This is a genomic window from Gordonia shandongensis DSM 45094 (assembly GCF_000423025.1).
GTDB classification, from domain to species: Bacteria; Actinomycetota; Actinomycetes; order Mycobacteriales; family Mycobacteriaceae; genus Gordonia; species Gordonia shandongensis.
The window spans coordinates 1-23,250 of the sequence record NZ_AUHE01000018.1 but is presented as its reverse complement, the minus strand read 5'-3'; the positions used below and the strand labels follow the sequence as shown (position 1 = coordinate 23,250).

At 71.3% G+C, this 23,250-nt stretch carries 24 protein-coding genes; 4 read left to right on the top strand and 20 right to left on the bottom strand.

What is annotated here, in order from left to right:
• Positions 1 to 136: 136 nt before the first annotated feature.
• Positions 137 to 973, bottom strand: coding sequence for a hypothetical protein (locus G528_RS0113390; protein WP_026919416.1), 837 nt, complete (start codon positions 971 to 973; stop codon positions 137 to 139).
• A gap of 462 nt (positions 974 to 1,435) precedes the next feature.
• On the opposite strand from G528_RS0113390, the gene G528_RS0113385 reads away from it, so the two are divergent.
• A complete protein-coding gene (locus G528_RS0113385; protein ID WP_026919415.1) occupies positions 1,436 to 1,675 on the top strand; it encodes a WhiB family transcriptional regulator in 240 nt (79 codons plus the stop codon).
• A 117-nt stretch (positions 1,676 to 1,792) separates the two neighbouring features.
• On the opposite strand, the gene groES is transcribed toward G528_RS0113385, so the two are convergent.
• The 16 genes from groES to rplM all read right to left on the bottom strand — a co-directional run bounded on the left by groES (position 1,793) and on the right by rplM (position 15,299).
• Positions 1,793 to 2,089, bottom strand: coding sequence for a co-chaperone GroES (gene groES / locus G528_RS0113380; protein WP_026919414.1), 297 nt, complete (start codon positions 2,087 to 2,089; stop codon positions 1,793 to 1,795).
• A 162-nt stretch (positions 2,090 to 2,251) separates the two neighbouring features.
• Complete coding sequence (tsaD, locus tag G528_RS0113375) at positions 2,252 to 3,280, bottom strand: tRNA (adenosine(37)-N6)-threonylcarbamoyltransferase complex transferase subunit TsaD (protein ID WP_026919413.1); 1,029 nt, start codon at positions 3,278 to 3,280, stop codon at positions 2,252 to 2,254.
• The gene (rimI, locus tag G528_RS0113370) at positions 3,280 to 3,774 is read right to left on the bottom strand and encodes a ribosomal protein S18-alanine N-acetyltransferase (RefSeq protein WP_084638230.1); all 495 of its coding nucleotides are present in this window, start codon (positions 3,772 to 3,774) and stop codon (positions 3,280 to 3,282) included. Before rimI ends, tsaD begins: the two co-directional genes overlap by 1 nt.
• Before the next feature lie 8 nt (positions 3,775 to 3,782).
• A complete protein-coding gene (gene tsaB, locus G528_RS0113365; protein WP_035720086.1) occupies positions 3,783 to 4,535 on the bottom strand; it encodes a tRNA (adenosine(37)-N6)-threonylcarbamoyltransferase complex dimerization subunit type 1 TsaB in 753 nt (250 codons plus the stop codon).
• Positions 4,532 to 4,987 carry a tRNA (adenosine(37)-N6)-threonylcarbamoyltransferase complex ATPase subunit type 1 TsaE gene (tsaE, locus tag G528_RS0113360; RefSeq protein ID WP_245569780.1) on the bottom strand — a complete coding sequence of 152 codons (456 nt, stop codon included), beginning with the start codon at positions 4,985 to 4,987 and terminating at the stop codon, positions 4,532 to 4,534. Before tsaE ends, tsaB begins: the two co-directional genes overlap by 4 nt.
• A gap of 1 nt (position 4,988) precedes the next feature.
• On the bottom strand, positions 4,989 to 6,149 hold the full coding sequence (locus G528_RS0113355) for an alpha/beta fold hydrolase (protein WP_245569779.1): 1,161 nt from the start codon (positions 6,147 to 6,149) through the stop codon (positions 4,989 to 4,991).
• Positions 6,146 to 7,300, bottom strand: a complete 1,155-nt coding sequence (gene alr, locus G528_RS0113350; RefSeq protein WP_026919409.1) for an alanine racemase — start codon at positions 7,298 to 7,300, stop codon at positions 6,146 to 6,148. Before alr ends, G528_RS0113355 begins: the two co-directional genes overlap by 4 nt.
• Positions 7,301 to 7,305: 5 nt before the next feature.
• Positions 7,306 to 8,733: a bifunctional ADP-dependent NAD(P)H-hydrate dehydratase/NAD(P)H-hydrate epimerase gene (locus G528_RS0113345; RefSeq protein ID WP_026919408.1), complete on the bottom strand. Its 1,428-nt coding sequence runs from the start codon at positions 8,731 to 8,733 to the stop codon at positions 7,306 to 7,308.
• A 19-nt stretch (positions 8,734 to 8,752) separates the two neighbouring features.
• Positions 8,753 to 10,615 (bottom strand): glutamine--fructose-6-phosphate transaminase (isomerizing), encoded by a 1,863-nt coding sequence (gene glmS, locus G528_RS0113340; protein WP_026919407.1) that lies wholly within the window; start codon positions 10,613 to 10,615, stop codon positions 8,753 to 8,755.
• Between the two features lie 37 nt (positions 10,616 to 10,652).
• The gene (locus G528_RS0113335) at positions 10,653 to 11,624 is read right to left on the bottom strand and encodes an alpha/beta hydrolase (protein ID WP_026919406.1); all 972 of its coding nucleotides are present in this window, start codon (positions 11,622 to 11,624) and stop codon (positions 10,653 to 10,655) included.
• Positions 11,625 to 11,628: 4 nt separating this feature from the next.
• A complete protein-coding gene (locus G528_RS0113330; RefSeq protein WP_026919405.1) occupies positions 11,629 to 11,892 on the bottom strand; it encodes a hypothetical protein in 264 nt (87 codons plus the stop codon).
• Positions 11,893 to 11,973: 81 nt separating this feature from the next.
• The gene (locus G528_RS0113325; protein ID WP_245569778.1) at positions 11,974 to 12,582 is read right to left on the bottom strand and encodes a hypothetical protein; all 609 of its coding nucleotides are present in this window, start codon (positions 12,580 to 12,582) and stop codon (positions 11,974 to 11,976) included.
• 8 nt (positions 12,583 to 12,590) lie between these two features.
• Positions 12,591 to 12,914: a hypothetical protein gene (locus G528_RS0113320; protein WP_156890448.1), complete on the bottom strand. Its 324-nt coding sequence runs from the start codon at positions 12,912 to 12,914 to the stop codon at positions 12,591 to 12,593.
• 83 nt (positions 12,915 to 12,997) lie between these two features.
• The gene (glmM, locus tag G528_RS0113315) at positions 12,998 to 14,329 is read right to left on the bottom strand and encodes a phosphoglucosamine mutase (RefSeq protein ID WP_026919402.1); all 1,332 of its coding nucleotides are present in this window, start codon (positions 14,327 to 14,329) and stop codon (positions 12,998 to 13,000) included.
• A 14-nt stretch (positions 14,330 to 14,343) separates the two neighbouring features.
• Positions 14,344 to 14,859: a 30S ribosomal protein S9 gene (gene rpsI, locus G528_RS0113310; protein ID WP_026919401.1), complete on the bottom strand. Its 516-nt coding sequence runs from the start codon at positions 14,857 to 14,859 to the stop codon at positions 14,344 to 14,346.
• Positions 14,856 to 15,299 carry a 50S ribosomal protein L13 gene (gene rplM, locus G528_RS0113305; RefSeq protein ID WP_026919400.1) on the bottom strand — a complete coding sequence of 148 codons (444 nt, stop codon included), beginning with the start codon at positions 15,297 to 15,299 and terminating at the stop codon, positions 14,856 to 14,858. The genes rpsI and rplM overlap by 4 nt, the downstream gene beginning before the upstream one ends.
• 183 nt (positions 15,300 to 15,482) lie before the next feature.
• Between rplM and G528_RS0113300 the strand changes: the two genes are divergently transcribed.
• Positions 15,483 to 16,076, top strand: a complete 594-nt coding sequence (locus G528_RS0113300; RefSeq protein ID WP_026919399.1) for a YceI family protein — start codon at positions 15,483 to 15,485, stop codon at positions 16,074 to 16,076.
• A 121-nt stretch (positions 16,077 to 16,197) separates the two neighbouring features.
• Positions 16,198 to 16,506, top strand: coding sequence for a hypothetical protein (locus G528_RS0113295; protein ID WP_156890447.1), 309 nt, complete (start codon positions 16,198 to 16,200; stop codon positions 16,504 to 16,506).
• Positions 16,507 to 16,550: 44 nt separating this feature from the next.
• Here the strand turns inward: G528_RS0113295 and G528_RS0113290 are convergent, their stop codons facing one another.
• From G528_RS0113290 to G528_RS17560, 3 genes are read right to left on the bottom strand one after another with little or no spacing between them, the layout of a single operon-like run.
• A complete protein-coding gene (locus G528_RS0113290; RefSeq protein ID WP_156890446.1) occupies positions 16,551 to 17,114 on the bottom strand; it encodes a hypothetical protein in 564 nt (187 codons plus the stop codon).
• Positions 17,115 to 17,158: 44 nt separating this feature from the next.
• Positions 17,159 to 18,364: a type VII secretion-associated protein gene (locus G528_RS0113285; RefSeq protein WP_026919396.1), complete on the bottom strand. Its 1,206-nt coding sequence runs from the start codon at positions 18,362 to 18,364 to the stop codon at positions 17,159 to 17,161.
• Positions 18,361 to 22,251 (bottom strand): type VII secretion protein EccC, encoded by a 3,891-nt coding sequence (locus G528_RS17560; RefSeq protein ID WP_035720083.1) that lies wholly within the window; start codon positions 22,249 to 22,251, stop codon positions 18,361 to 18,363. Before G528_RS17560 ends, G528_RS0113285 begins: the two co-directional genes overlap by 4 nt.
• Positions 22,252 to 22,499: 248 nt before the next feature.
• On the opposite strand from G528_RS17560, the gene G528_RS0113275 reads away from it, so the two are divergent.
• The coding region (locus G528_RS0113275; protein ID WP_245569777.1) for an MspA family porin at positions 22,500 to 23,250 on the top strand (751 nt) is incomplete at its 3' end.

The following is a 23,250-nucleotide window of genomic DNA, read 5'->3' as shown; positions in this document are numbered from 1 at the left end:
TGTTACGCCTACGGAAGATATCGCCGGAAACGCCGCAATCGACGCCTCCGGGAACGACTGCTGAGAGCACGTCGGACGCCCGCTCCATCGGGACCCACCTGCGGCCAGTCATCAATCCAGCGTAGCGAGTCGACATTCACTCACCCGCCAATGGCGCGAACGGCATCCCGTTTGCGACGAGGGTCCCGTGCAGCACGTCTGCCCGGATCGCGTCATCCGAGCCGTTCTCGGCGACCCCGGCCAACAGGCTCCGCGCCGCCCATTCCAGCGGTGCCAGTCCCGCCTGTCGACACCGGTCGGCGACGTCGCGCGCGCACGCTTCGGCGGCCGGCAAGTCGCCCGCCGCGGCGCGGGCCGCCGCGCCGATCAGCGCGGTTTTGAGCCGATGTCGCTCCGACGGGGCCTCGGCCGCGAGCGCCGCGGCGGCGTCCGCGTGCGCGAGCGCCGCCGGGTCGGCGGTGTACAGCGCAAGTTCGGCGCGGACCCAGCCGGCGCGCAGCGCCGGACGCCCCTCGGTGATCCACGCTGCCGCCGGGTCGGTCGGCCGACCGACGGATGCCGCCGCCGGCGCGTCGAGGATCTCCTCGGCGCACTCGAGGAACCGGCGCGTGCCGGTGAGGTCGCCGATGCCGAGACCGTCGGCGGCGAGACCGATCAGGGCGTCGACGCGGGCCGCGCGCGTCCACCGGTCGTCCGCCCCGCCGGCCGGCGACACCCTCGCCAGTGCCGCGCCGTCATCGATGCGCGCCGTGCGGTGCCGCCCCGCCTGTCGGGTCAGTGAGCCGCGAGTGGCCAACGCCAACGCGATGACGGCCGGGTCGGCACCGCCGGCGCCCAGTCGCGTGACCGCGGTTCGGGCCGCTGCGGCGCGGCCCGAGCCGCCGAGCGCCACGATGCGAGCCCACGCGTCGGCGCCGGCGGGCGCCCCCGTCGGTGCGGGCGTGCCGAACGCTTCCTGCCATTCGGTCGACATTCTCGACACACCTTTCCGACACACCGTGAAACGCGTGTGCGCAGATTGCATTTGGGCTAACACATGGTGATCGCTGTAAGACATGATTGCCGCGCACTCCATCGCACGGCAATATGCCCGTAACCTTCGTCGGATCGGAATACATCATCCCATCGCCGCCGGTGACCGGATTCGCCACCCCGCATCCGCAGCCCCGTCCACTATTTGCGCAGGTCACGGACGCATATCTGAGGTGAACTCCGGCCACCGCCTCGATGCGACGTGGTCCACATCACGACACCCGCAGTTCACCGAACCCCGCTTCGATTGCGCGCAGTCCACCGAATTCACGGGTTTGACTCGCTTTTCAGCGCCCGCATACCGTGAGCCTCGTCAGCGAAAGCGTCAAGTATTCAGGAGCGAAGATTGACGACCACAATCGATAAACTGCCCGGCCCGAACTCCGATTTCTGGAATTGGCAGATGAACGGCAACTGCCGCGGTCTGGAGTCGTCGATCTTCTTCCATCCCGAGGGGGAGCGCGGCGCGGCCCGCATGCGGCGCGAGCGCCGCGCCAAGCAGGTGTGCGCGGCGTGCCCCGTTCTGGAGCAGTGCCGCAGTCACGCACTGCGCGTCGACGAACCGTACGGCATCTGGGGCGGCCTCACCGAGTCGGAGCGCAATCTGCTGCGTCGCCGCACCCCCCATCGCATCGCCGGCTGACAGCCGTCGCGGCCCGCACCTCACCGGCTGCGGGCCGAAGGCGCGGCAGGCCCCGAACGAGACGCAGCCCCGGTCATGATGACCGGGGCTGCGTCGTCAGTCGTCGTGTCGGCTGTATCAGCCGATCACCGCGAGGATGTCGCGCGCCGACAGGATGAGGTACTCCTCACCGGCGTACTTGATCTCGGTGCCACCGTACTTGCTGTAGATGACGGTGTCGCCTTCCTTGACCTCCACCGGAATCCGGTTGCCCTGGTCGGTGACGCGGCCGTCGCCCACGGCGATGACCTTGCCCTCCTGCGGCTTCTCCTTCGCGGAGTCCGGGATGACCAGGCCGGAGGCAGTGGTGGTCTCAGCCTCGACGGTCTGAACGAGGATCTTGTCCTCAAGCGGCTTGATGTTCACACTCGCCACGATGTCAGTCCTTTTCCTTCATGATCACTGATTGAAAGTTCGCGGCACCGGTCGCATGCCACGTCGTCGCGGGTGCCGCGGCAGTGCATCGGAGCCAACTAGCACTCTACCCATCCGAGTGCCAGCACTCAAGGGGAGGGTGTGCGAAATGCGCCGGTTCGCTCAGAGCTTGCTGATCTGAACGCTCATCCCCGGATCGGTCGCCACCGTCAACGGCGACGGCGGCGCTCCGCCGGCGATCACGTGGGCGCCGAGCGCCGCCACCATGACACCGTTGTCGGTGCACAGCCGCGGTTTCGGGACCCGCAAGTCGATGCCCGCCGCCTCCGCCCGCTCCTGCGCCAGCGACCGGATCCGCGAATTCGCCGTCGCACCGCCGCCCAACACCAGCGTCTCCACGCCACGATCGCGGCAGGCCCGCATCGCCTTGGCCGTCAGCACGTCGGCGACCGCCTCCTGGAACGATGCGGCCACGTCCGGGATCGACACCGACCCGCCGCTGCGCACACGTCCCTCCACATAGCGGGCGACCGCCGTCTTGAGCCCGCTGAACGAGAAGTCGTACGGGGCGTCCCGCGGACCGGTCATGCCGCGCGGGAAGTCGATGGCCTCCGGATCGCCTTCGCCGGCCGCGGCGTCGAGCGCCGGACCGCCCGGATATCCCAGACCGAGCAGCCGCGCCACCTTGTCGAAGGCCTCCCCCGCGGCGTCGTCGACGGTGGTCCCCAACTCCACGATCGGCCGCGACAGATCCTCGACCCCCAACAGATGCGTGTGTCCGCCGGACACCAGCAAGGCCACCGACGCCGGCATCGGCCCGTGCTCCAGCGTGTCGACCGCCACGTGACCGCCGAGGTGATTCACGGCGTACAGCGGGACGTCCCAGGCCAGCGCATAGGCCTTGGCCGCGGCGACCCCCACGAGCAGCGCTCCGGCCAGCCCCGGGCCGATCGTCACCGCGATCGCATCCGGTCGGTCGATCCCCGCGGCCTCGCGTGCCCGCTGCATCGTGGGCACCATCGCCTGCAGGTGGGCGCGGGAGGCCACCTCGGGCACCACACCGCCGTAGCGGGCATGCTCGTCGACGCTCGAGGCCACCTCGTCGGCAAGCAGTTCGGCCCCCCGACCGTCCCACGACACGACGCCGACACCGGTCTCGTCGCACGAGCTCTCGATGCCCATCACGATCATCAGTCCCCACGCCCTTCCGACGTCCCGGATCGCGCGTCGCGCACCATCGTGTACGCATCGGCTCCGGACGGTTGATAGTAGTTGCGGCGCAGACCGGCGACGGTGAATCCCACGCTCTTGTACAACGCGATCGCGACGGCGTTCCCCGTCCGCACCTCCAGGAACACCGGGGCGCCCGCGGCGTCGGCGACCTCGAGGAGCGCGTCGACGAGGAGCCGCCCGTAGCCTGCCCCGCGGTGCTCGGACGCCACGGCGACCGTGTGCACCTCGCACTCCTGGTCCCCGGGCGGACCGAGCACGCTGATCCCCGCGTATCCGGCGATCGGGGCGCCCGCGGCCGGACGCACCGCCACGTAGGTGGTGTGGGGTGCGCTCAGCTCGGAGACGAAGGCGTCCATCGACCACGGTGACTCGTCGGCGAACAGTGCGCGTTCCACCTCGACGCAGCGCGGCAGGTCGGCCCGCGTCAGGGCGTCGACCACGGGGTCGGTCACGGGGCCGGTCACGGGGCCGGCCTCTCGGGCGGCGGCGGGAGCAGCGCCTTGCGCTTCTGGTCCTTGAGTTCGACGGCGTCGGGACGCCGCAGGTACAGCGGCGTCAACGGGGCCGCGTCCGCGCGGGCGACGATCCGGTCGCCGGCGCACCGCACGAGCGACGCCGACGTCGGCGCCACCAGGTCGACGCCCCGGGCGCCGAACCGCTCGGCGAACCGCGATTCGCCGATCACGGTCTCCGGCGGACGCTCGGCGAGTCGGCCGACCAGCGAGTCGGGAGCGCTCACCTCCGGCCCGATGATCTGCTCGACCCCCTCGTAGAGGGCCCAGTAGACCTCACGGCGGCGGGCGTCGGTGAGCACGAGTCGACGGATTCCGGTCCCCGCCCGCTCGGCTGTCTCGGCAGCGGCCGTGTCGGCAGCGTCATTGATCGCATCGAGAGTCCCGACGCCGTACGCCGGCAAGCCCAGGGCATCGGCGTACGCGGCGCCGGTCGCCATCCCCACCCGCAGTCCGGTGAACGGTCCGGGACCGCAGCCCACCACCACGGCGCGCAGATCGGTGGGGGCGGTCCCCGACTCGTCGAGCACCTCGCGCATCAGCGTGGTCAGGACCTCGGCGTGCCTGCGCTGATCGGTCACGACCCGCTCCGCGAGCGTGTCGATCGCCGTGACATCGGCGCCCGCGAACTCCACGACCCCGGTCACCACCGCCGAGGTCGCCGTGTCGATCGCCAGAACGCGCCCGCTCCGGTCGCTCATCTGCTCACCCACTCCCACGTCGCACGCCTCGTCTCGGTCTCGTCGTCGCGGCGCAGTCGGACCAGCAGATACTCGTCGACGAGCCGTTCCACGACGCCTTCGCCCCATTCGACCACCACCACGCTGTCGTCGAGATCGGTGTCGAGGTCGAGCGCGTCGAGGTCGTCCAGACCGCCGAGCCGGTAGGCGTCCACGTGGACCAGACCCGGCCGTCCGTCGCCGCCCGGCGCATGCTGGCGCGCGATGATGAACGTCGGTGACGACACCCGGCCCGCGACGCCGAGACCGTCGGCGATACCGCGGGTGAGCGCCGTCTTGCCCGCGCCGAGCGGACCGTCGAGGATCACCAGGTCGCCGGGCCCCAGACAGTCGGCGAGATGCCGGCCGAGGGCCTCGGTGTCGGCCACCTCGGGCAGGACGCGGGACCCGGCCTCGCCGCGTGTGCGGTGCACGTCAGGCATCGTCGGCCCGCCTCCACGGCATCACCGGGCGACCGAGGGCCAGTCGCGAACGCGCCACCACATCGTCGATCGCATTGTTCACCAGGTCGGGGGCCTCCATCTGCAACATGTGTCCGCAGTCCTCGCCGATCACCAGACGCGAATCGTCACCCAGCTGGGCGTACATGTTCAGCGAGTTCGGCAGCGGCGTCAACCGGTCCTGCGTCCCGCAGCAGACGACGGTGGGGACCTGCGCGATCGACGGGAGCGCCGTCGCCTCGTCATGGCTCTCCAGCACATGCAGGAAGTTCACCATCGTGTCGATCCGGGTGTTCTGGATCATCGACTCCACCGCCCGTCCGAGGACCGGACTGTAATGGCCGTGTCCGAAGCTCGCCGCGATCAGCACCGGCTGCACCGCGCGACGCGTCACACCGCGGCCGGCCTGCACCGCCCGCGGGATGTAGCGCACCGAGACGCGGAGGGCGTCGACGATCGGATTGTTGAGCCCCTCCCCCAGACCGGCCTCGGTGATGCCGCGGGCCGCCGTCGAGATCAACGCGACCCCGGCGATGCGGCCGCGGTGCGCGAACAGGTCCGGATGTCGTCGGGCCAGCGACATGATCGACATCCCGCCCATCGAGTGCCCCACCAGCACGACCGGCCCCGTGGGGGCCATCGCGCGGATCACCGCCGCCAGATCGTCGCCCAACTGGGCCATCGTCGACGTCTGGGCCGACGCACGACCACTGGCGCCGTGACCGCGCTGATCGTAGAACACCATCTTGATCGCCCGGTCGGACCAGCGGCGGGCCAACCCGAAACGCTGGAAGTGCCAGGACGCCATCCGCAAGGTGAAGCCGTGGACGAAGACGACGGTCAGCTCCGGGGTCGCCGAACGCCCCCACGGGCGGGCCGGATCGCCCGAGCCGCCGGTCACCACCGAGCGCACGGCCAGGGCGACGCCGTCGTCGGCGGTCACAGTGGCCGATTCGTCCCGATAGATCGCCGTGAAGTCGACGCCCTCGTTGGGGTCGACGCGCTGGTCGGTGCGCCGACGCCGACGGAACGCACCGCCTGCCGCCTCGGCGCCCAGGGCTCCGGCCTGTGAGAGTCCCGACCGCCACGCCGCCCGACGACGCCGGTCCGGGTTCATCCCGTCCCCCGGGCTCATCCCAGGGCCTCCGGGTCGTTGACATAGCGGCGGACGGCCCGGGAGCCGACGCGCGAGATGATCTCGTAGTCGATGGTCCCGACGGTGTCGGCCCAGTCGGTGGCCGTCGGCACTCGGTCGCCGGTCCCGGCGGACTCCGGACCGAACAGCACCACCCGGTCGTCCTCGGCGACGCCGCCGCCGTCCGGCCCGAGGTCGATCACGAACTGATCCATGCACACTCGTCCGACGCTGGGGAACAGTCGCCCGTTCACGTGCACCGAGAAGCGTCCCGACAGTTGCCGCGGGACACCGTCCGCGTAGCCGGCGGGGACCACGCCGAGGACGGTGTCGCGCGCAGCCGACCAGGTGTGGTTGTACGACACGCCTTGACCGGCCGAGACCCGTTTGACCAGTGCGATCCGCGCTTCGAGAGTCATCGCGCGCCGCAACCCGAAATCGCCCATCGACGGGATCGGCGAGTATCCGTACACCGCGAGCCCGGGTCGGACGGCGTCGCGCGCCAGATCCGGTCGGGCCAGCGCGGCGGGCGAATTCGCCATGTGCACGATCCGCGGCGGCGCCCCGTGCCGCCGCAGGTCGGCGACGGCCTCGTCGAGCCGCTGCGCCTGCCGGTCGTTCATCGGATGGTCGGGTTCGTCGCCGAACGCCAGATGGCACATCACGCCGTGCAGGGTGAACGCCCCCTCGGCGACGCCCGCCGCGACGGTCGCGACGGCGGCCTCCCAGTCGTCCGGGCCCACCCCGCTGCGTCCGAGCCCGGTGTCGACCTTCACCGTCACGGTCGCGGGGCGCCCCAGCGAACGGGCGGCGGCGAGCACCAGGTCGAGGTGGTGGGGACTGGAGACGGCGATGTCGATGTCGTCGGCGATCGCCGCCGCGAAGTCGGACGCCCCCGTGTGCAGCCACGCCGTGATGTGGGAGTCGATGCCGGCCGCACGCAGCGCGCGGGCCTCGCCGATCGTCGCCGTACCGATCGCCGACGCCCCCGCGGCCAGGGCCGCGCGGGCCACCGGGACGGCGCCGTGGCTGTAGCCGTCGGCCTTCACCACCGCGATGACGTCGGCGCCCGATCGTTCGCGGAGCACGCCCACGTTGTGGGCGACGGCGCCGAGATCGACGGTGGCGTAGAGGTTTGCATGCGAGTCCATCGGATCTATTCTCGCAAACCCGCGAAGGTCCGGAGCACCGGCGCGATCCCGTCGCGCAATGCGCTCGCCCCGATCGGCGCCCCACCGCTCGCCGCGACGGCCGCCGCGGCGTGGACGCGGGCGGCCGCGACCCCGGCTCGGCGGGCCGGCAGCCCTGCCGCCAGCAGCGCGCCCGCGATCCCGGTGAGCACGTCGCCGGCCCCCGCAGTGGCGGCCCACGATGCGCCCGCATCGTTCCCGCTGACCTCGCCGCCGGGGTCGGCGACCAGCGTCACCCGCCCCTTGAGCAGGACCGTCGCCCCGAGGCGCGCGGCGAGCGAGCGCACGGCGTCGACCCGGTCGTCGTCGGGTGCCGCACCGGCCAGGCGGGCGAACTCGCCGGCATGCGGCGTCAGGAGGGTCGGCGCCGTCCGGCCGGTCAGCAGGCCCGGGGTCCGGGCCAGGACGGTGAGGGCGTCGGCGTCGAGGAGGACCGGGACGTCGGAGGCCAGGACCGCGGCGACGGTCTCGGCGGCCTCCGGTCCGGTCCCGATTCCCGGGCCCACCGCCCACGCCTGCACCCGTCCCGCGTCGGCGAGCCGCTCCGTGGCGACCACTTCGGGGCAGACGGCCAGCACCTCGGCCGCCGCCGTCCCCACATAACGGGTCATTCCGGAGGTCGCCGCCACGCACGCCGAGGTCGCCAGCACCGCCGCCCCCGGATACGTCGCGGAGCCGGCGACCACACCGGTCACGCCCTGGCTGTACTTGTCGTCCCGTGGCCCCGGCACCGGCCACCAGTCGGCGACCTCCGCGTCGTCCGGCGCGGTGACCGCCGGGGCTCCGGGACTGATCCCGATGTCGGCGACCACCGTGCGACCGCACGCCGGGGCGGCCGTGAGGTGCGCGATGCGACGCGCCCCGAAGGTCACCGACACATCCGCGGTCACCGACGGTCGATGCACCACACCCGTGTCGGGGTCGATGCCCGACGGCAGGTCGACGGCGATCACGGCGGCCCCGGTGGCGGCGACGGCGTCGAAGACGTCGGCGGCGGGCGGGCGCAGCGGTCCGCGGCCGCCGAGCCCGACGACCGCGTCGACGGCCACGTCGAGGTCTGCGGGCACCCGCTCGACGATCCGGCCGCCCGCGCGCCGGAACGCGGCGAGCCCGCCGGTGTGGGTCCTCTCCGGCGACAGCAGCAGCGCGTCGACCGCCACCCCGCGCCGGCGGAGCACCGCGCCCGCATACAGGGCGTCGCCGCCGTTGTTTCCGGCGCCGACCACCAGCAGCACCCGCCGACCGTACGTCCCGCCGCACCGCGTTCGCAGTTCGCCGAGCACGGTGATCGCGACGGCTCGCGCGGCCCGCGACATCAGGACGCCGCCGGTCAACAGCTCCCCGGTCGCCTCCTCGGCGGCCCGGATCTGCGCGGCGGTGTGGAACCCGATCACGGACGTACTGCTCCCGCCGTCACTCGACGGTGACGGATTTGGCGAGGTTGCGGGGCTTGTCGACGTCGTATCCGCGGGTCTGCGCGACCGTCGCCGCGAACACCTGCAGGGGCACCGTCGACACCAGCGGCTGCAGGAGCGTCGGCGTGTGCGGAATCGGGATCAGATGGTCGGCCACCTGGGCGGCCGCCGCGTCGGTCGGCTCGGCGAGCACGATCGTCCGAGCGCCGCGCGCCTGGATCTCCCGGATGTTGCTGATCATCTTGGAGTGCAGCAGTGCGCGGCCGTCGGGCGACGGCATCACGACGATCACCGGCAGGCCGTCCTCGATGAGCGCGATGGGACCGTGCTTGAGCTCGCCGGCCGCGAAACCCTCCGCATGGATGTAGGCGAGCTCCTTGAGCTTCAGCGCACCCTCGAGCGCCACGGGGTAACCGACGTGCCGCCCCAGGAACAGGACGGTGTCGGAGTCGGCGAGGGAGCGGGCCAGGTCGCGCACCGGTTCCATCTGCTCCAGAACGGTCTCCACGGCCGCCGGGATCTGTTCGAGCGCCTCGAACTCGCGGGTCACCTCGTCGGCGTACTTGGTGCCGACCGCCTGCGCGAGGGCCAACCCGACCATGTACGCGGCCGCGATCTGCGCCAGGAAGCACTTGGTGGACGCGACGCCGATCTCGGGGCCCGCATGGGTGTAGAGGACGGCGTCCGATTCGCGCGGGATCTGCGCGCCGTTGGTGTTGCAGATCGCCAGGACGCGGGCCTTCTGGTCTTTGGCGTGACGCACCGCCTCGAGGGTGTCGGCCGTCTCGCCCGACTGGCTGATCGCCACGACGAGCGTGGACCGGTCGAGCACCGGGTCCCGGTACCGGAACTCGCTGGCCAACTCCACTTCCACGGGCAGTCGCGTCCAGTGCTCGATGGCGTACTTCGCGATCATCCCCGCGTGGTACGCCGTCCCGCACGCCACCACGAACACCTTGTCGACGTCCCGCAGGTCCTGATCGGACAGCCGCTGCTCGTCGAGGACGATGCGGCCGTCCTGGAGGTGGCCGAGGAGGGTGTTCGCGAGCGATTCGGGCTGCTCGGCGATCTCCTTGAGCATGAAGTAGTCGTAGCCGCCCTTCTCGGCGGCCGCGAGGTCCCAGTCGATGTGGAAGGCCGTCCCGCCGGTGGGGTTCCCGTCGAAATCGGTGATCTCATGGCTGTCGGCGGTGATGACGACCACCTCGTCCTGGCCGAGTTCGATGGCGTTGCGGGTGTGCTCGATGAAGGCCGTGACGTCGGACGCCACGAACATCTCGCCGTCGCCGACACCGACCACCAGCGGCGTCGACCGGCGGGCGGCCACGATGGTGCCCGGATGGTCGGCGTGGGTGAACACCAGGGTGAAGGCGCCCTCGAGGCGGCGCAGGGCGGCGTACGCGGAGCCCACGAAGTCGCCGGCGTGATCACCGGCCGCGTACTCGCGTTCCAGCAGGTGCACCGCGGTCTCGGTGTCGGTGTCGGAGGCGAACTCCACGCCCGCGTCCTCCAACTCGGTGCGCAGCGGTGCGTAGTTCTCGATGATGCCGTTGTGGACCACCGCGATCCGACGGTCGGCGCTCACCTGGGGGTGCGCGTTCCGGTCGGTCGGCTGGCCGTGGGTCGCCCACCGGGTGTGTCCCATCCCGGTGGTGCCGCTCAGTGCGTCGCGGCCGACTTCGGCGAGCTGCTTGTCGAGGTTCTCCAGCCGTCCGGCCTTCTTCTCGACCGCGAGCCCGCCGGCACCGTCCAGGATCGCGACGCCCGCGGAGTCGTAGCCTCGGTACTCCATCCGGCGGAGGGCCTCGACGACGATGTCGAGCGCGTCGCGCTTGCCCACGTATCCCACGATTCCACACATGGGAACCAAGAATACCGTCCAGTCGGCGGCCGCCGGTTCACGAAGGCGTGACGGTCTCCTGCTTGGGTGAGGGCTCCTTGGAGCCCAGCAGCTGCGACATCGCGTCGAGCCGCGGTCGCTGTGCGGTCGGGACGTCGACGGCGACGGCGTCGCCGGCCGTCACGTCCAGATCGGAGAACGCCGCATACCGTTCGTCGCCGGCGAGACGGTGCAGGAAGAAACCGGTGAGCTGGGCGCGCACGGCGCGGTGGGTGGCCTTGTCGGCACCGTTGATCCCGACGAGCGATCGCAGGGACGGCCGCTCCACGAGGTCGGCCGCCGTGCTCGCGACGAGTGTGCGCAACACCACACTCTCGGCGTCGGGGTCGGCACCGGCGGCGAGGTTCTCGGCGAGGTCGAGGGCGTTGCCGGTCAACGAGGCCAGGTGGGCGGCGCCGCTGAGCACCAGGGAGGGCGCGGTGACCGTGGTCGCCGCCGGGTACAGGTCGGCGGTGGTCGGCGCGGGGAACAGCGCGGCGAGCGCCCGGACCGTCACCGGCGGCCGGCCGAGGAGGATCTCGGTCGAGGCGGCGCGGACGGCGGCCGCCGCCCCGAAAGCGTGTCCGGCCACGCCGATCCGGTCGGGATCGACGGTCACGGATCCGTCGCCGAGTCGGACGCCGCCGAGGACCGTGCACGCGGCCCTGAGATCGGTGCCCAGGTCGATGTCGGACGGGAACGGTCCGCGGCTGCCGTCGGGCGCCGCCACGACGATCCCCCACGAGGCGAGGTGCCACAGCAGGTCGCGGTAGCGGGCGCTGCCGAGCATCCAGCCGTGACCGAAGGCGACGGCGGGGAGGTCGCGGCCGGTTCGCGGCGCGTAGACGGGACCGGACATGCCGACGATGCCGAGGTCCCCGCGGTCGACCTTGTACGGACCGCGGCGCGCGAGCTCCTTGCACAGCTTCTCGGGCGCCGGAGCGTCGGTGCCGCCGGACTTCTTCTTTCCCGATGTCTTGTTCCCGATCACGCCTTCACCCTATGACACGGGGGTCGCCCGGCGTCTCGGGTCCTGTGCGGTGCGCGTCGCCGTCGGGGCGGCGGGCGGCCCAGGCGGGGCCGAGCAGAGCGGCCTCACCCGCGACGCCCGGTCGGCGTCGCGGCGGACGGCCGAAACGCCGACCGGCCGTTTCCGGCGGTTCCCGCAGCTCCCGCAGGCGTGTGGTGAATCTGTGTTCGGCGGCGTCGAATTCACGCTCGGCGCGGTCGTGGACGGCGTCGATCCACCCGATGTTCACGGTCCTGTCCTCCTGTCGCCGGTCCTCTCGCCGCCGGTCCTCGCGTCGCCGGTCCTCGCGTCGCCGATCATCGTCGGTCGGTCACTGCAGTCCGGCGAGGACGAGTTCCCCGTCGGACTCCCCCGACCTGCGCCAGGCGTCGGCGACGCCGCCGAGTGCATCGGCGATCGCGTCGCTCGCGGTGCGGCCCGCGGCGGCCGCGTACTCGAGGCGGGCCTGGACGTCGGCTCGCACGACGTGCACGTCGACCGCTCCCGCAGCGAGCGCGGCGGGCAGGGCGTCCAGGTCGACGCCGCCCACCCGCGGCCGGCTCACGGTCTCGACGACGCCGCGGTGCCGGTCGAGGACGTCGACGAGGACGCGGGCGGCCGCGACCGTCACTGCGGCACCGGATGCGACGGCGGCGATGAGATCGTCGGCTCGGCGATCGACCCCGTCGAGGACGTCGCGGGCGGACCGACCGGAGCGGCCCGACCAGTCGTCGCACGAGACGGCGGCGTCCTCGCACGAGGTCAGGTCGCCGGCGGCCCGACTCAGCCGGTCGGCGTCGGTGGTGAACAATGCGAGGTCGAATGCGTCGACGCCGGCGTGCGGAGCGCGGACGGCGGTGTCCGTCGTCGTCGTGAGGCCGAGGTCTCGGCACGCGGCCACGAGCGCCACGAACGGGTCGGCGCAGGACCCGCTCGGCACATCGCTCCTCACGGGACGCCCCGCAGGTGCGACACCGCGTCGCCGTCGGCGGCGGCGAATGCGGTGGACGCGCGCCCCAGGTCGGCGACCAGGGCGTCGACCCGGACGCCGCACGCGGTCAGTCGGTAGGCCAGCTCGCCCAGTGCGGTTCCGGTCCGGACGGCCGCGCTCGCGGCGGGTCCGTCGTGCACCCAGCGGTCGGCGTCGACGTCGGCCAACAGCCGCGCGCTGCGGCCCAGGGCGGCGGCGAGATCACCGCGGCGGCGGGTGAGCGTCGCGACCGCGTCGAGGTCGATGCTGATCGACGCCGGCTCCGGTTCCGTGGAGTACACCGTCATAACCATTGGACGCACGCGGCCCGCATCCGGTTCCCCGACACGCCGGATCCGGTTCGGCGTTCCCGGTTCGGTCGGGGTCAGACGTCGGCGACGACGGCGGCGACGCGTTCGGCGATACCGCGCGCCGATTCGGGCGTCGGGGCCTCCACCATCACGCGCACCAGCTGCTCGGTGCCCGACGGACGCAGCAGGATGCGGCCGGTGCCGTCGAGTTCGCTCTCCGCTTCGGCGACCGCGGCGAGCACGGATCCCGCGGACGCCACCGCGTGCTTGTCGGTGACGGGCACGTTGATGAGTTCTTGTGGGAGCACCGTCATCACCGCGGCCAGATCGGCGAGCCGGCGTCCGGTCTGCGCCATCCGCGCGGCGAGCATGAGGCCGGTCAGCACCCCGTCGCCCGTGGTTCCCGAGGCCGGGACCACGATGTGACCGGACTGTTCGCCGCCGAGGGCGTAGCCGCCGGAACGGAGCTCTTCGAGGACGTAGCGGTCGCCGACGCCGGTCACCCGGACGTCGATGCCCGCGGCCTTCATCGCCAGGTGCAGACCGAGGTTGCTCATGACGGTCGCGACGAGGACGTCGTCGGTGAGGTCGCCCGCCTCGTGCATGGCCAGGGCGAGGATCGCCATGATCATGTCACCGTCGACGATCGCGCCGGTGGAGTCGACCGCCAGGCAGCGGTCGGCGTCCCCGTCGTGGGCGAGACCCAGGTCGGCTCCGTGTTCGAGGACGGCGGCCTGAAGTTTCCCGAGGTGGGTCGATCCGCAGCCGTCGTTGATGTTGAGACCGTCGGGTTCGGCGAAGATCGGGATCACGCGGGCGCCCGCCGCCTCGTAGGCGTGCGGTCCCACGGTCGACGCCGCGCCGTTGGCGCAGTCGACGACGAGCGTCACCCCGTCGAGGGACGTCGGGACCGCGGCGGCGAGGTGTGCCAGGTAGCGGCTCTCGGCGTCGGTGGCGTCGACGATCCGGCCGACGGCCGCGCCGACGGGCCGCTCCTGCGGGTCGGCCATCGCGGCCTCGATCGCGTCTTCCACGTGATCGGGCAGTTTGTGTCCGCCGCGGGCGAAGAACTTGATGCCGTTGTCGGGCATGGGGTTGTGCGATGCGGAGATCATCACACCGAAGTCGGCGGCGTAGTCGGCGGTCAGGAATGCGACCGCGGGCGTCGGGACCACGCCGACGCGCACCGCGTCCGCGCCGGCCGCGGCGAGTCCGGCGCACAGGGCGGCCTCGAGGAGTTCCCCCGAGGCCCGGGGGTCACGACCCACCACCACGCGGGGTCGGGTCGGATGCGCATCTGCACCGAGAACGCGAACGGCGGCCGAAGCCAGGGCCAACGCCAGCTCTGCGGTGAGCTGGTCGTTGGCCCGGCCTCGGACGCCGTCGGTGCCGAAAAGGCGAGCCACAGTCGTCGAAGCGATCAGCGCTTGCTGTACTGCGAAGCCTTGCGGGCCTTCTTCAGGCCGTACTTCTTGCGCTCGACGGCACGCGCGTCACGCGTGAGGAATCCGGCCTTCTTGAGGGTCGGACGGTCCTCGGGGCTGACCTCGATGAGGCCGCGGGCGATGGCGAGACGCATCGCACCGGCCTGACCCGAGGGGCCGCCGCCGACGAGGCGGGCCTGGATGTCGAAGGCGTCGGTGCGCTCGACGGCCTCCAGCGGCGACTTGACGAGCTGCTGGTGCACCTTGTTCGGGAAGTACTCCTCGAGGGTGCGGCCGTTGAGAGAGAATTCGCCGGTGCCGGCCACGAGGCGGACACGGACCACGGCCTGCTTGCGGCGTCCGACGGACTGGACCGGACGGTCCAGGACCACGGGGCCGCGAGTGGCGGTCTCGGTGGGAGCGGCCTCGACCGACTCCGTGGTGTAGCTGCCGTCCTCGCTGAGGACCTCGTCGGCGACGACCTCGACGTCGTTCACGTTCTCGTTGCTCACTGGGCCACCTGCTTGATCTCGTAGGGAACCGGCTTCTGCGCGGTGTGCGGGTGATTCGGGCCGGCGTAGACCTTCAGCTTGCCCGCGATCGCGTTGCCCAGCTTGTTCTTCGGGAGCATGCCCTTGACGGCGCTCTCCACGACGCGCTCCGGCTTGGTGGCCAGGAGTTCGCCGATGGTCTGGGACTTCAGGCCGCCCGGGTGACCCGAGTGGCGGTAGAGGCGCTTGTCGTTCAGCTTGTTGCCGCTGACGGCGACCTTCTCGGCGTTGATGATGATGACGTAGTCGCCGCCGTCCATGTGCGGGGCGAAAGTCGGCTTGTTCTTGCCGCGGAGCAGGTTTGCGCTCGCAACGGCGAGGCGGCCGAGCACCACATCGGTGGCGTCGATGACGTACCACTCGCGGGTCACGTCACCGGCCTTCGGGGTGTAGGTAGGCACAGTAGTCCTCACTGGTTTCGTTGGCTGCTGGTCGGGCGCGCCTGCAGAGGGCCCTCCCGGCGACCAGTGGGGACCCGGGAGCTCTGTGGATGCAGTGCACCGACGGACCAGATTACGCGGGCGCGGGGTCGCCGGTCAAAACGCGGGACGCGCGCATGGGCGGGGCACCCGTATCGTGGACGCATGGCACGCGAGTGGACGTTCGGCCCCGACGACGGGGCACTGACCCTGCACACCGATGTGACGGGGCGGGCGGCGCGAACTGGCCACCGGCTCACGATCGATGTGTCGCGGTGGTCGGCCGCGGTGGTTCTCGCCGACGACGTGCCGGAGTCGGTGGAGCTGTCTGCCGAGGTCGACTCGCTGCAGGTGCGTTCCGGGGAGGGCGGTCTCACCCCGATGACGGCGCCCGAACGGGCGGTGGCCCGGACCAATGCGCTCAAGTCGTTGAAAGCCGACCGGTTCCCGACGATCACCTACCGGTCCCGCGACATCACCGCCGTCGACGCCGGCTACCGGGTGACGGGTGATCTCACGATCTGCGGGACCACCCGGCCGCACACGGTAGATCTCGACGTCGACGGCGCCGCCGGAGTGCCCGTGGCCACCGGATCCCCCGTAGCCACCGGATCCACTGTGACCACCGGATCCACCGTGAGCACCGGTACCGTCGTGAGCCACCGCGACTTCGGGATCAAACCGTATTCGCTGATGATGGGCGCGTTGAAGGTGGCCGACGAGGTGCGCCTCGAGTTCCGCGCGACCGTGCCGGAATAGCCCGGAACCGCCGCCGACGCCGGCGGCCGGGACTGCGTGGTTCTACGCACCGGAACAGCGGCGAACCACCGATGCCGACCGCTCGGGTTCCTGGTGCGGTGGTCACATGACTCCTTTCGACATGAGACCCGCGAGCTGGCTGGTGGTGCTGGGCGTCCTCGTCCTGATCGTCACCGGGTTCTTCTACGACGCACTCTCCCCCTGGGCGTACCTCAATGCGGTGGCCGGGACAGGACTGGTCCTGTTTGCTCGTCGACGCCGCCTGCCCGGCTGGTGGGCGATCGCAGCGATGCCGCTGTGGCAGACGTTCGAGGTCTCGCTGTACTACCCGTGGGCCGACCCCGGCATCCCCATCTCGCTGTTTCTCAACCCCGTCATCGGCGGAGCCGCCCTCCTCGTCTTCGTCATCCACCACATCCGTGACATCTGATGAGCGACGGGCCACGAGACAGGCGTGCCACGAGACAGGCGGCTCTATCGCTGGGCGAACGGTCGCACCACGAGCCACGGAGTGAACTGGCCGATCGCGTCACTGTCGCACCGATGCTCGGCCATGTACCGATAGGCCACCTGCTCGGGTTCATCGACGATCGCTCGACGGGCCGCCGAATCGATCGTCGCGGGATCTGCGACGGCCAAGGTGAGGAAGTGTCGGTCGGCGAGCTCCATGAAAACGCAGTATCCGACGACGATCATCTCGGGTGCGGGTTCAGCGTGGTCTGGCGCAGCGTCCACCCTGACGATCAGGCCGCCCTGACCCTCGGGAGCAAGAGTGTTGTCGACGCCGGGCGTACCGAGCTTCCGCTTCGATTCTGCGAGAGTCTTTCCGATCAAGTCGGACAGGTAGAGCTGGTCCCATCCTGCGGTCCGACTGACGACATCCCTGCCGGGCTCCACGTGGGCACTGGTGTCGAACGAGATGATGCCATACGGTCTGCCGAACACCGTGATCGACATGAGGTAGACACAGACGAGCACGAGGACCGCACCACCGACGATGCGGGAGCGCCGGGACAGTCGGGGCAGCCTGCTTCTCATCGAGAATCCTCTCCGTCGTCGGTCCGATTTCGAGGGCCGCGACTTCACGACCGCACCCGCATCGATGCGACGGCGTCGCGGCACGGGCCCTCGATTCCCTCGTCGCCCGTTCCCCGTTGACAGCCCACACTCCCCTGCACCCCGGCGGCGACGATCACGTACCACGAGATCGCAGTCCCCGACGCCGGCGTCTCGCGATACCCGATCACCCGCCGCCCCGCGTAGTCGAGGTCGGCCGCGAAGTCCGCGACGGCGTCGTCGCCGCGCTGCGCGATCCGGTTCCGCAGGCTGGTCGCGACGGTCTCCGCGGTCGACCCGACACGCAGTCGCGACGAGACGACGATCAACCGCGCCCCGCCGTCGGGCGCGGCGAACACCGAGCGGCGGCCGGCCCCGTCGTCGGCGTCCGGGTCGATGTCGGTGCGCGGCCAGTCACCGGGCACCACCACCGACACGCGACCGACCGCAACCCTCTGACCGCCGGAAGCCGCACCGCGCGGCCAGTGCACGACCACCGCGCCGACGATCGCCACCACCGCCAGCACGACGGCGGCCGCGATCGGGCCGCGCACGCTGCGCCGGCCCGCCGACGGCGGAGCCGGCACCTGACCGGACAGGAGGTCCGCGGCGCTGATCGGGGCCACCAGGTCGCCGTGCCGTCGGATCCGCTCCCGATCGGCCGTCTGCGCGCGGACGCCGAACCGGTCGGTGAGCAGCGCGACCGCCGAGGCCACCTCAGCCGGATCCGGACCGTCGACGACCACCGCGTCCGCATCGGTGACGATCACACGCCACCCCTCATCACCGGCAACGGCACCGGGTGCGGTCACCCGCCCGTCGCCGAGCACCCACCGTCCGTCGACCCGACCGACAGCGTGCACACTCCAATGCCCACCGGTCTCGGGGACCAGCGCGGTCTCCACCACCGCGCACCGATCCGCCCCGGCATCGGCGTGCGCGGCCGCCACCGCGACCGCACGCGGTATCGCAGACGCCCGCAGCCCGACGCCGGCCAGCTCGGCCAGCAGGGCCGGCACCCGCACCCCGCCCCACACCGTCGGATGCAGCACCACGAGCGGACCGCGAATCCCCCGCGCCAATTCCGCCAGCACGGGACGGACCCGACTGCGCCGCGCCACATCGTCGATGTCCTCCACGAGCGGGCCCACATCGACGCTCCCCGCCCCACTGTCGACCACACCGAAGCCGAGGTCGAGAACCGGGCCCGTCCCCCGGCCGCCCGCGGTCACGACTCCTCCCCGATGAGAGCCACCTGCACCATGTCGGGCGCATGCGACCGGGAGACGAGTTCCCCGCGCCCCACGGGGAGACGCTGCATGCGATGACGGCCGACGATGTATCCCTCGTCCGGATCGCCGCTCATCAGCAGCACATCGCACGACAGGTCGCGCAGTGCCGCGATCATCGGATCGAACAGTGCGCGGCCCACCCCGCCGGAGCGGCGGGCGACGATCATCCGGAAGCCGATGTCGCGGCCGTGCCCCACCAGCTCCAGCAGCGGACCGAGCGGGTTCCCGGATGCCGTCGCGACCATGTCGTAGTCGTCGACGACCAGGTACACCGTCGGCCCCGACCACCACGACCGCGTCCGCAGCTCATCGGTCGACACGTCGTCACCGGGGAGCCGGCCCACGAAGAACTCCGCGAGCTGCGCCATCATCGGCGCCGCAGTGCGTTCCGAACTGGCGTATCCGGCCAGCATCGCCTCGGGCACCTCGCCGAGCAGTCCCCGCCGGTAGTCGACGAGAACGATCTTCGTGTCGTCGGGCGACCCGGCGGCGACGAGACCGTGCAGCACCGTTCGGAGCGTCTGCGTCTTCCCCGCCTCCACATCGGCGAACACGAGCAGGTGCGGCTGCGCATCGAAGTCGAGGACCCGGGGGCGCAGATCGGACTCCGCGGTTCCGATCGCCACGCTCCCCGGCGGGAGCGGGCCCGCGCCGACCGACAGCTGCGCGGCGTCGACGTGCTCGGTCAGGGTCCGCACCGGCGGCGCGGCCGCACCCCGGTGGCGCTGCGCCACCTCGGCGACCAGCGCCGCCGTGGCCGTCGACACGCCGTCCGCGGTCGCGGCGCCGTCGATCCGCGGCACCGCCACCAGCAGATGCCTCTCGTCGACGGTGATGCCGCGCCCCGGCGCCCCTTCGGGTACCGCGGCAGCGGCGCGACGCCCCATCTCCGAGTCGAGGGCGTCGCCCAACCGCAGTTCGATGCGGCCGGTGATCAGGTCCTTCATCGCCGGCCGGATCTCACCCCACCGCGATGCCGTCACGATCACGTGCACGCCGTACGCGAGCCCGCCGGCGACCAGCGCCCCGACCTTCTCCTCGAGCGCCTCGAACTCCGACCGGAGCACACCCACGCCGTCGATCACCAGGAAGACGTCGCCGTACTCGTCCCTGTCTGGATCCAGCCTGTCCGGATCCAGCCTGTCCGCATCCGCATCCGCATCCGCGTCCGCGTCGCCGTCGAACGCTGCGCGCATCGCCCGGTACTCGCGCATCGACTCGACGCCCGCCGCGGCGAACACCGTCTCGCGGCGGTCGCGCACCGCCGTCAGCTCGGCGACCGTCCGACGGATCGCGTCGGGCCGCGCCTTGGTCGCGACCGAACCGACATGCGGCAGCCCGCGAAGCGCGCCGAGCGTCCCGCCGCCGAAATCGAGGCAGTAGAACTGCACCTCGCGCGGAGTGTGCGTCAACGCCGCCGCGCAGATCAGGGTCCGCAGTGCCGTCGACTTCCCCGACTGCGGTCCGCCGACCACCGCGGCGTGCCCCGCGGCGCCCGACAGGTCGAGCCACGCGGTGTCGCGGCGCTGCTCGAACGGCCGATCCACCACCCCGTACGGAATCCGGAGGCCGCCGCCGTCGCGCGGCGACGCCGCGTCGCCGCCCAGGAGCGCATCGAGCGGTAACGCCGTTCCCAGCGGCGGCAACCACACCTGGTGCGGACGGGTCCCCGCCCCGGCGAGCGCGAGGACGATCGTCTCCATCACCGTCGCCGACGGCGCATCCCCCGATTCCGCGTCGGCCCGCAGACTCGGCGGTTCGGGGAGCGGGACGTCGCGGGCGGTGAACGGGATCGGCGCACACCCGCCGGATGCCGCCGCGCCGGCCGTGTCGTCCCTCACCGGACGGCGGTACTGCGCCGAGACGAACGACGTCGTGAACCGGACCGGCGGCGCCGAATCGCATTTGAGGTACGCGGCGCCCGGCGAACTCGGCAGGTGGTAGGCGTCGGGGACTCCGAGCACGGTCCGGGACTCGTTGGCCGAGAACGTCTTCAGCCCGATCCGGTAGGACAGGTGACTGTCGAGGCCGCGGAGCCGCCCCTCGTCGAGACGTTGCGAAGCCAACAGCAGATGGATGTGCAGCGACCGACCGAGCCGCCCGATCGCGACGAACAGGTCGGCGAACTCCGGCTTCTGAGCGAGAAGTTCGGAGAACTCGTCGACGACGATGAACAGGGCGGGCATGGGAGCCAGATCGGCCCCGGCGGCTCGCGCGTTCTCGTAATCGGTGACGTTCGCGAAATTCCCGGCCGCACGCAGCACCTCTTGGCGGCGGGTCAACTCCCCCGACAGCGCATCGGCCATCCGGTCGACCATCGCCAACTCCTGTTCGAGGTTGGTGATCACCGCGGCCGTGTGATGCAGCCGCTCCAACCCGAGGAACGTGGCGCCGCCCTTGAAGTCGACGAGGACGAGGTTCAACTCGTCGGGCGAGTGGGTCGCCACCAACGCCGTCACCAGCGTGCGCAGCAGTTCGCTCTTCCCGCTGCCCGTCGCGCCGATGCACAGTCCGTGCGGCCCCATCCCGCCGTGGGCGCTCTCCTTGAGGTCGAGGTCGACCGGTGCGCCGTCGGACGTGAACCCGATCGGGACGCGGAGTCGCGCTCGTCCGCCGCGGCCCGCCCACGCGTCGCCCGGTGTCAGCGTGCCGGGGTCGGCGATCCCCAGCAGCGCGGGCAGACCGGGATCGGACGCGGTCACCGGGGTGTCGAGGTCGAGGAGGGCGTCCATGCTCGCGGGCCGATACCGTGCCAGGCGCCGTGCCACCGCCTCGGCTTCGGCGTGCGCGAGCCCGTCGACCACCGCGAAGGCTTCGAGGCCGGACGGTGTGTGGGCGGCCAGCCACTCCCCCGAGACCACCAACTGCAGTCCCCGCGTCACGGCCAACGGGGTCGGTGCGGCGCCGAGGCTGAGGACCGTCACACCGTCGAGGCCCGCTCCGTCGACGAGGTCGCCGCCCCGGTCCGGGTCGAGTCCGTCGGCGGCGATCCGATCGGTGTCGACCACCAGCACCAGGTGCGTCGCCGCGAGCGACGGCGCCGTGCGGCTGAAGCCCGCACGGTCGGCGAGGTCCTCCGCCAGGTCGGCCTGCGCCGCGGCCGGCGTCGGGTAGATCATGCGCGCCGCCCCCAGCGCGTCGCGGCGCGACGGATGCCCGGTGTGCGGAAGCCACTTCGCCCAGTCCCAGCGCGGGGCGATCGGATCGTCGGTGACGATCGCGATCCGCAGCTGATCGGGACCGTGCAGCACCGCCAGCCCGCACACCATCGCGCGGACGAGGGCGATCGCCGGACCGGGGTCGCCGACGATGCTGACCGCGGGGAGACCTCGCAGGTCGAGAGCGGTCGGCAGGTCGTCGACCGCGGCGTGGGCCGCAGCGAACCGTCTCAGCGCCACCGCGGACACCGGCTCGAGATCGTCGGCCGGCGGCGTCTCGGGCGGAACGAGTGCGGTCACGAGTCGATGGGTGCCGATCCCCACCCGGATGCGCGCGAAATCGTCGTCGGACGGGCGGCGTTCCCACATCCTGCGGCCGCCGATCATCCCGATGAGCGTCGACGGTGCGGGATGATCCCAATCGGCGGCGGCGCGCTGCAGATCGGCGGCTGCACGCACCTTCGATCGGAGCTGCCCGAGATGCCGCAGGTAGTCCTTGCGCGTCTCGTTGAGTTCCGCCGCTCGCTCGGGCCCGCCGCGTCCGCCCGAGGCGAACATCCCGACCATCGACATCACCATCATCAGCGGGAACATCAGGAACAGCGGGTTGGCGAGCGCGCCCCGACCACCGGTGACGATCATCATCGCCACCATCCCGGCAACCGCCATAAAGGGACCATCCTTCTATGACACGGTTCCCCGGGCGAGCGTGGTCAGACAGCAACACCCGCCAGCCACCTGGCAGCGGGCCGATTCACACCATCCGGATGCAAGGCCGACGGCACAAAAACCACCTCGTCGACACCAGATTCCACCCTCAATCGAGGAGTTTTATCCGGACCGGATAAAATTATCAAGCCTTCTACCTGAACAGTTACCGTCACAGCCGGAGTGCTGCTCGACTTTCAGAACTTGTCATGATTACGTCCTTGATGGACTGTGAATCCACTGAGAAACCAGCAACCACAGAAGATCGGGGACACAACAGAATGAGACGACACCTCACCGTCGGGCTGGCCGTCGTACTGGCGGCCTTCACCGCTCTGGCGACACTCGTCGCTGCGCCCGCGGACGCCCGCACCCACAAGACCCGCGAAGGCGTGGACATCACGCTGACCGCATCGAAACTTCGTGCCAAGAAGATCCCGGCGCTGGACTCCTCCCCGCTATCCGGTGAGGCACTGCTGTCCTCGGACGTGCACGCCGCGCTGCGCGGCATCGGCGGCAAGTCTGTGCGTGCCACCGTCGAGGTCGGCTACAAGATCGGCTACCCAGTCTCGATCGCACCCAATGGCGTCAAGGTCACCGCGCACACCCCCGAGCTCAAGCTCACCGGCGGCGTGAACGCCAAGATCGCCCCAGAGGTCACCATCTCCGGATCCGGCGGCGGCGGCAAGATCGGCGAAGTCGGCGGCGAACTCGGTGCCGAAGCGACCGTCATCCCCGCTGCGGATCTGGAATTCGAGGTCGGCGCCGGCAAGATCACCACCGTCACCCTCGCTGAAATCGCCTTGACACAACCGGTTGCCGACATCGTCCTGTCCGGCATCGAGCTGAACGTGTCCAACGCTCTCGGGCCGATCAGCGTCCGCCCGTTCGCCAAGATCAGCGTGACCACTGCTACCGGTGTGTACGTGTACTACGACCACGGCCCCACCAGCCGCATCT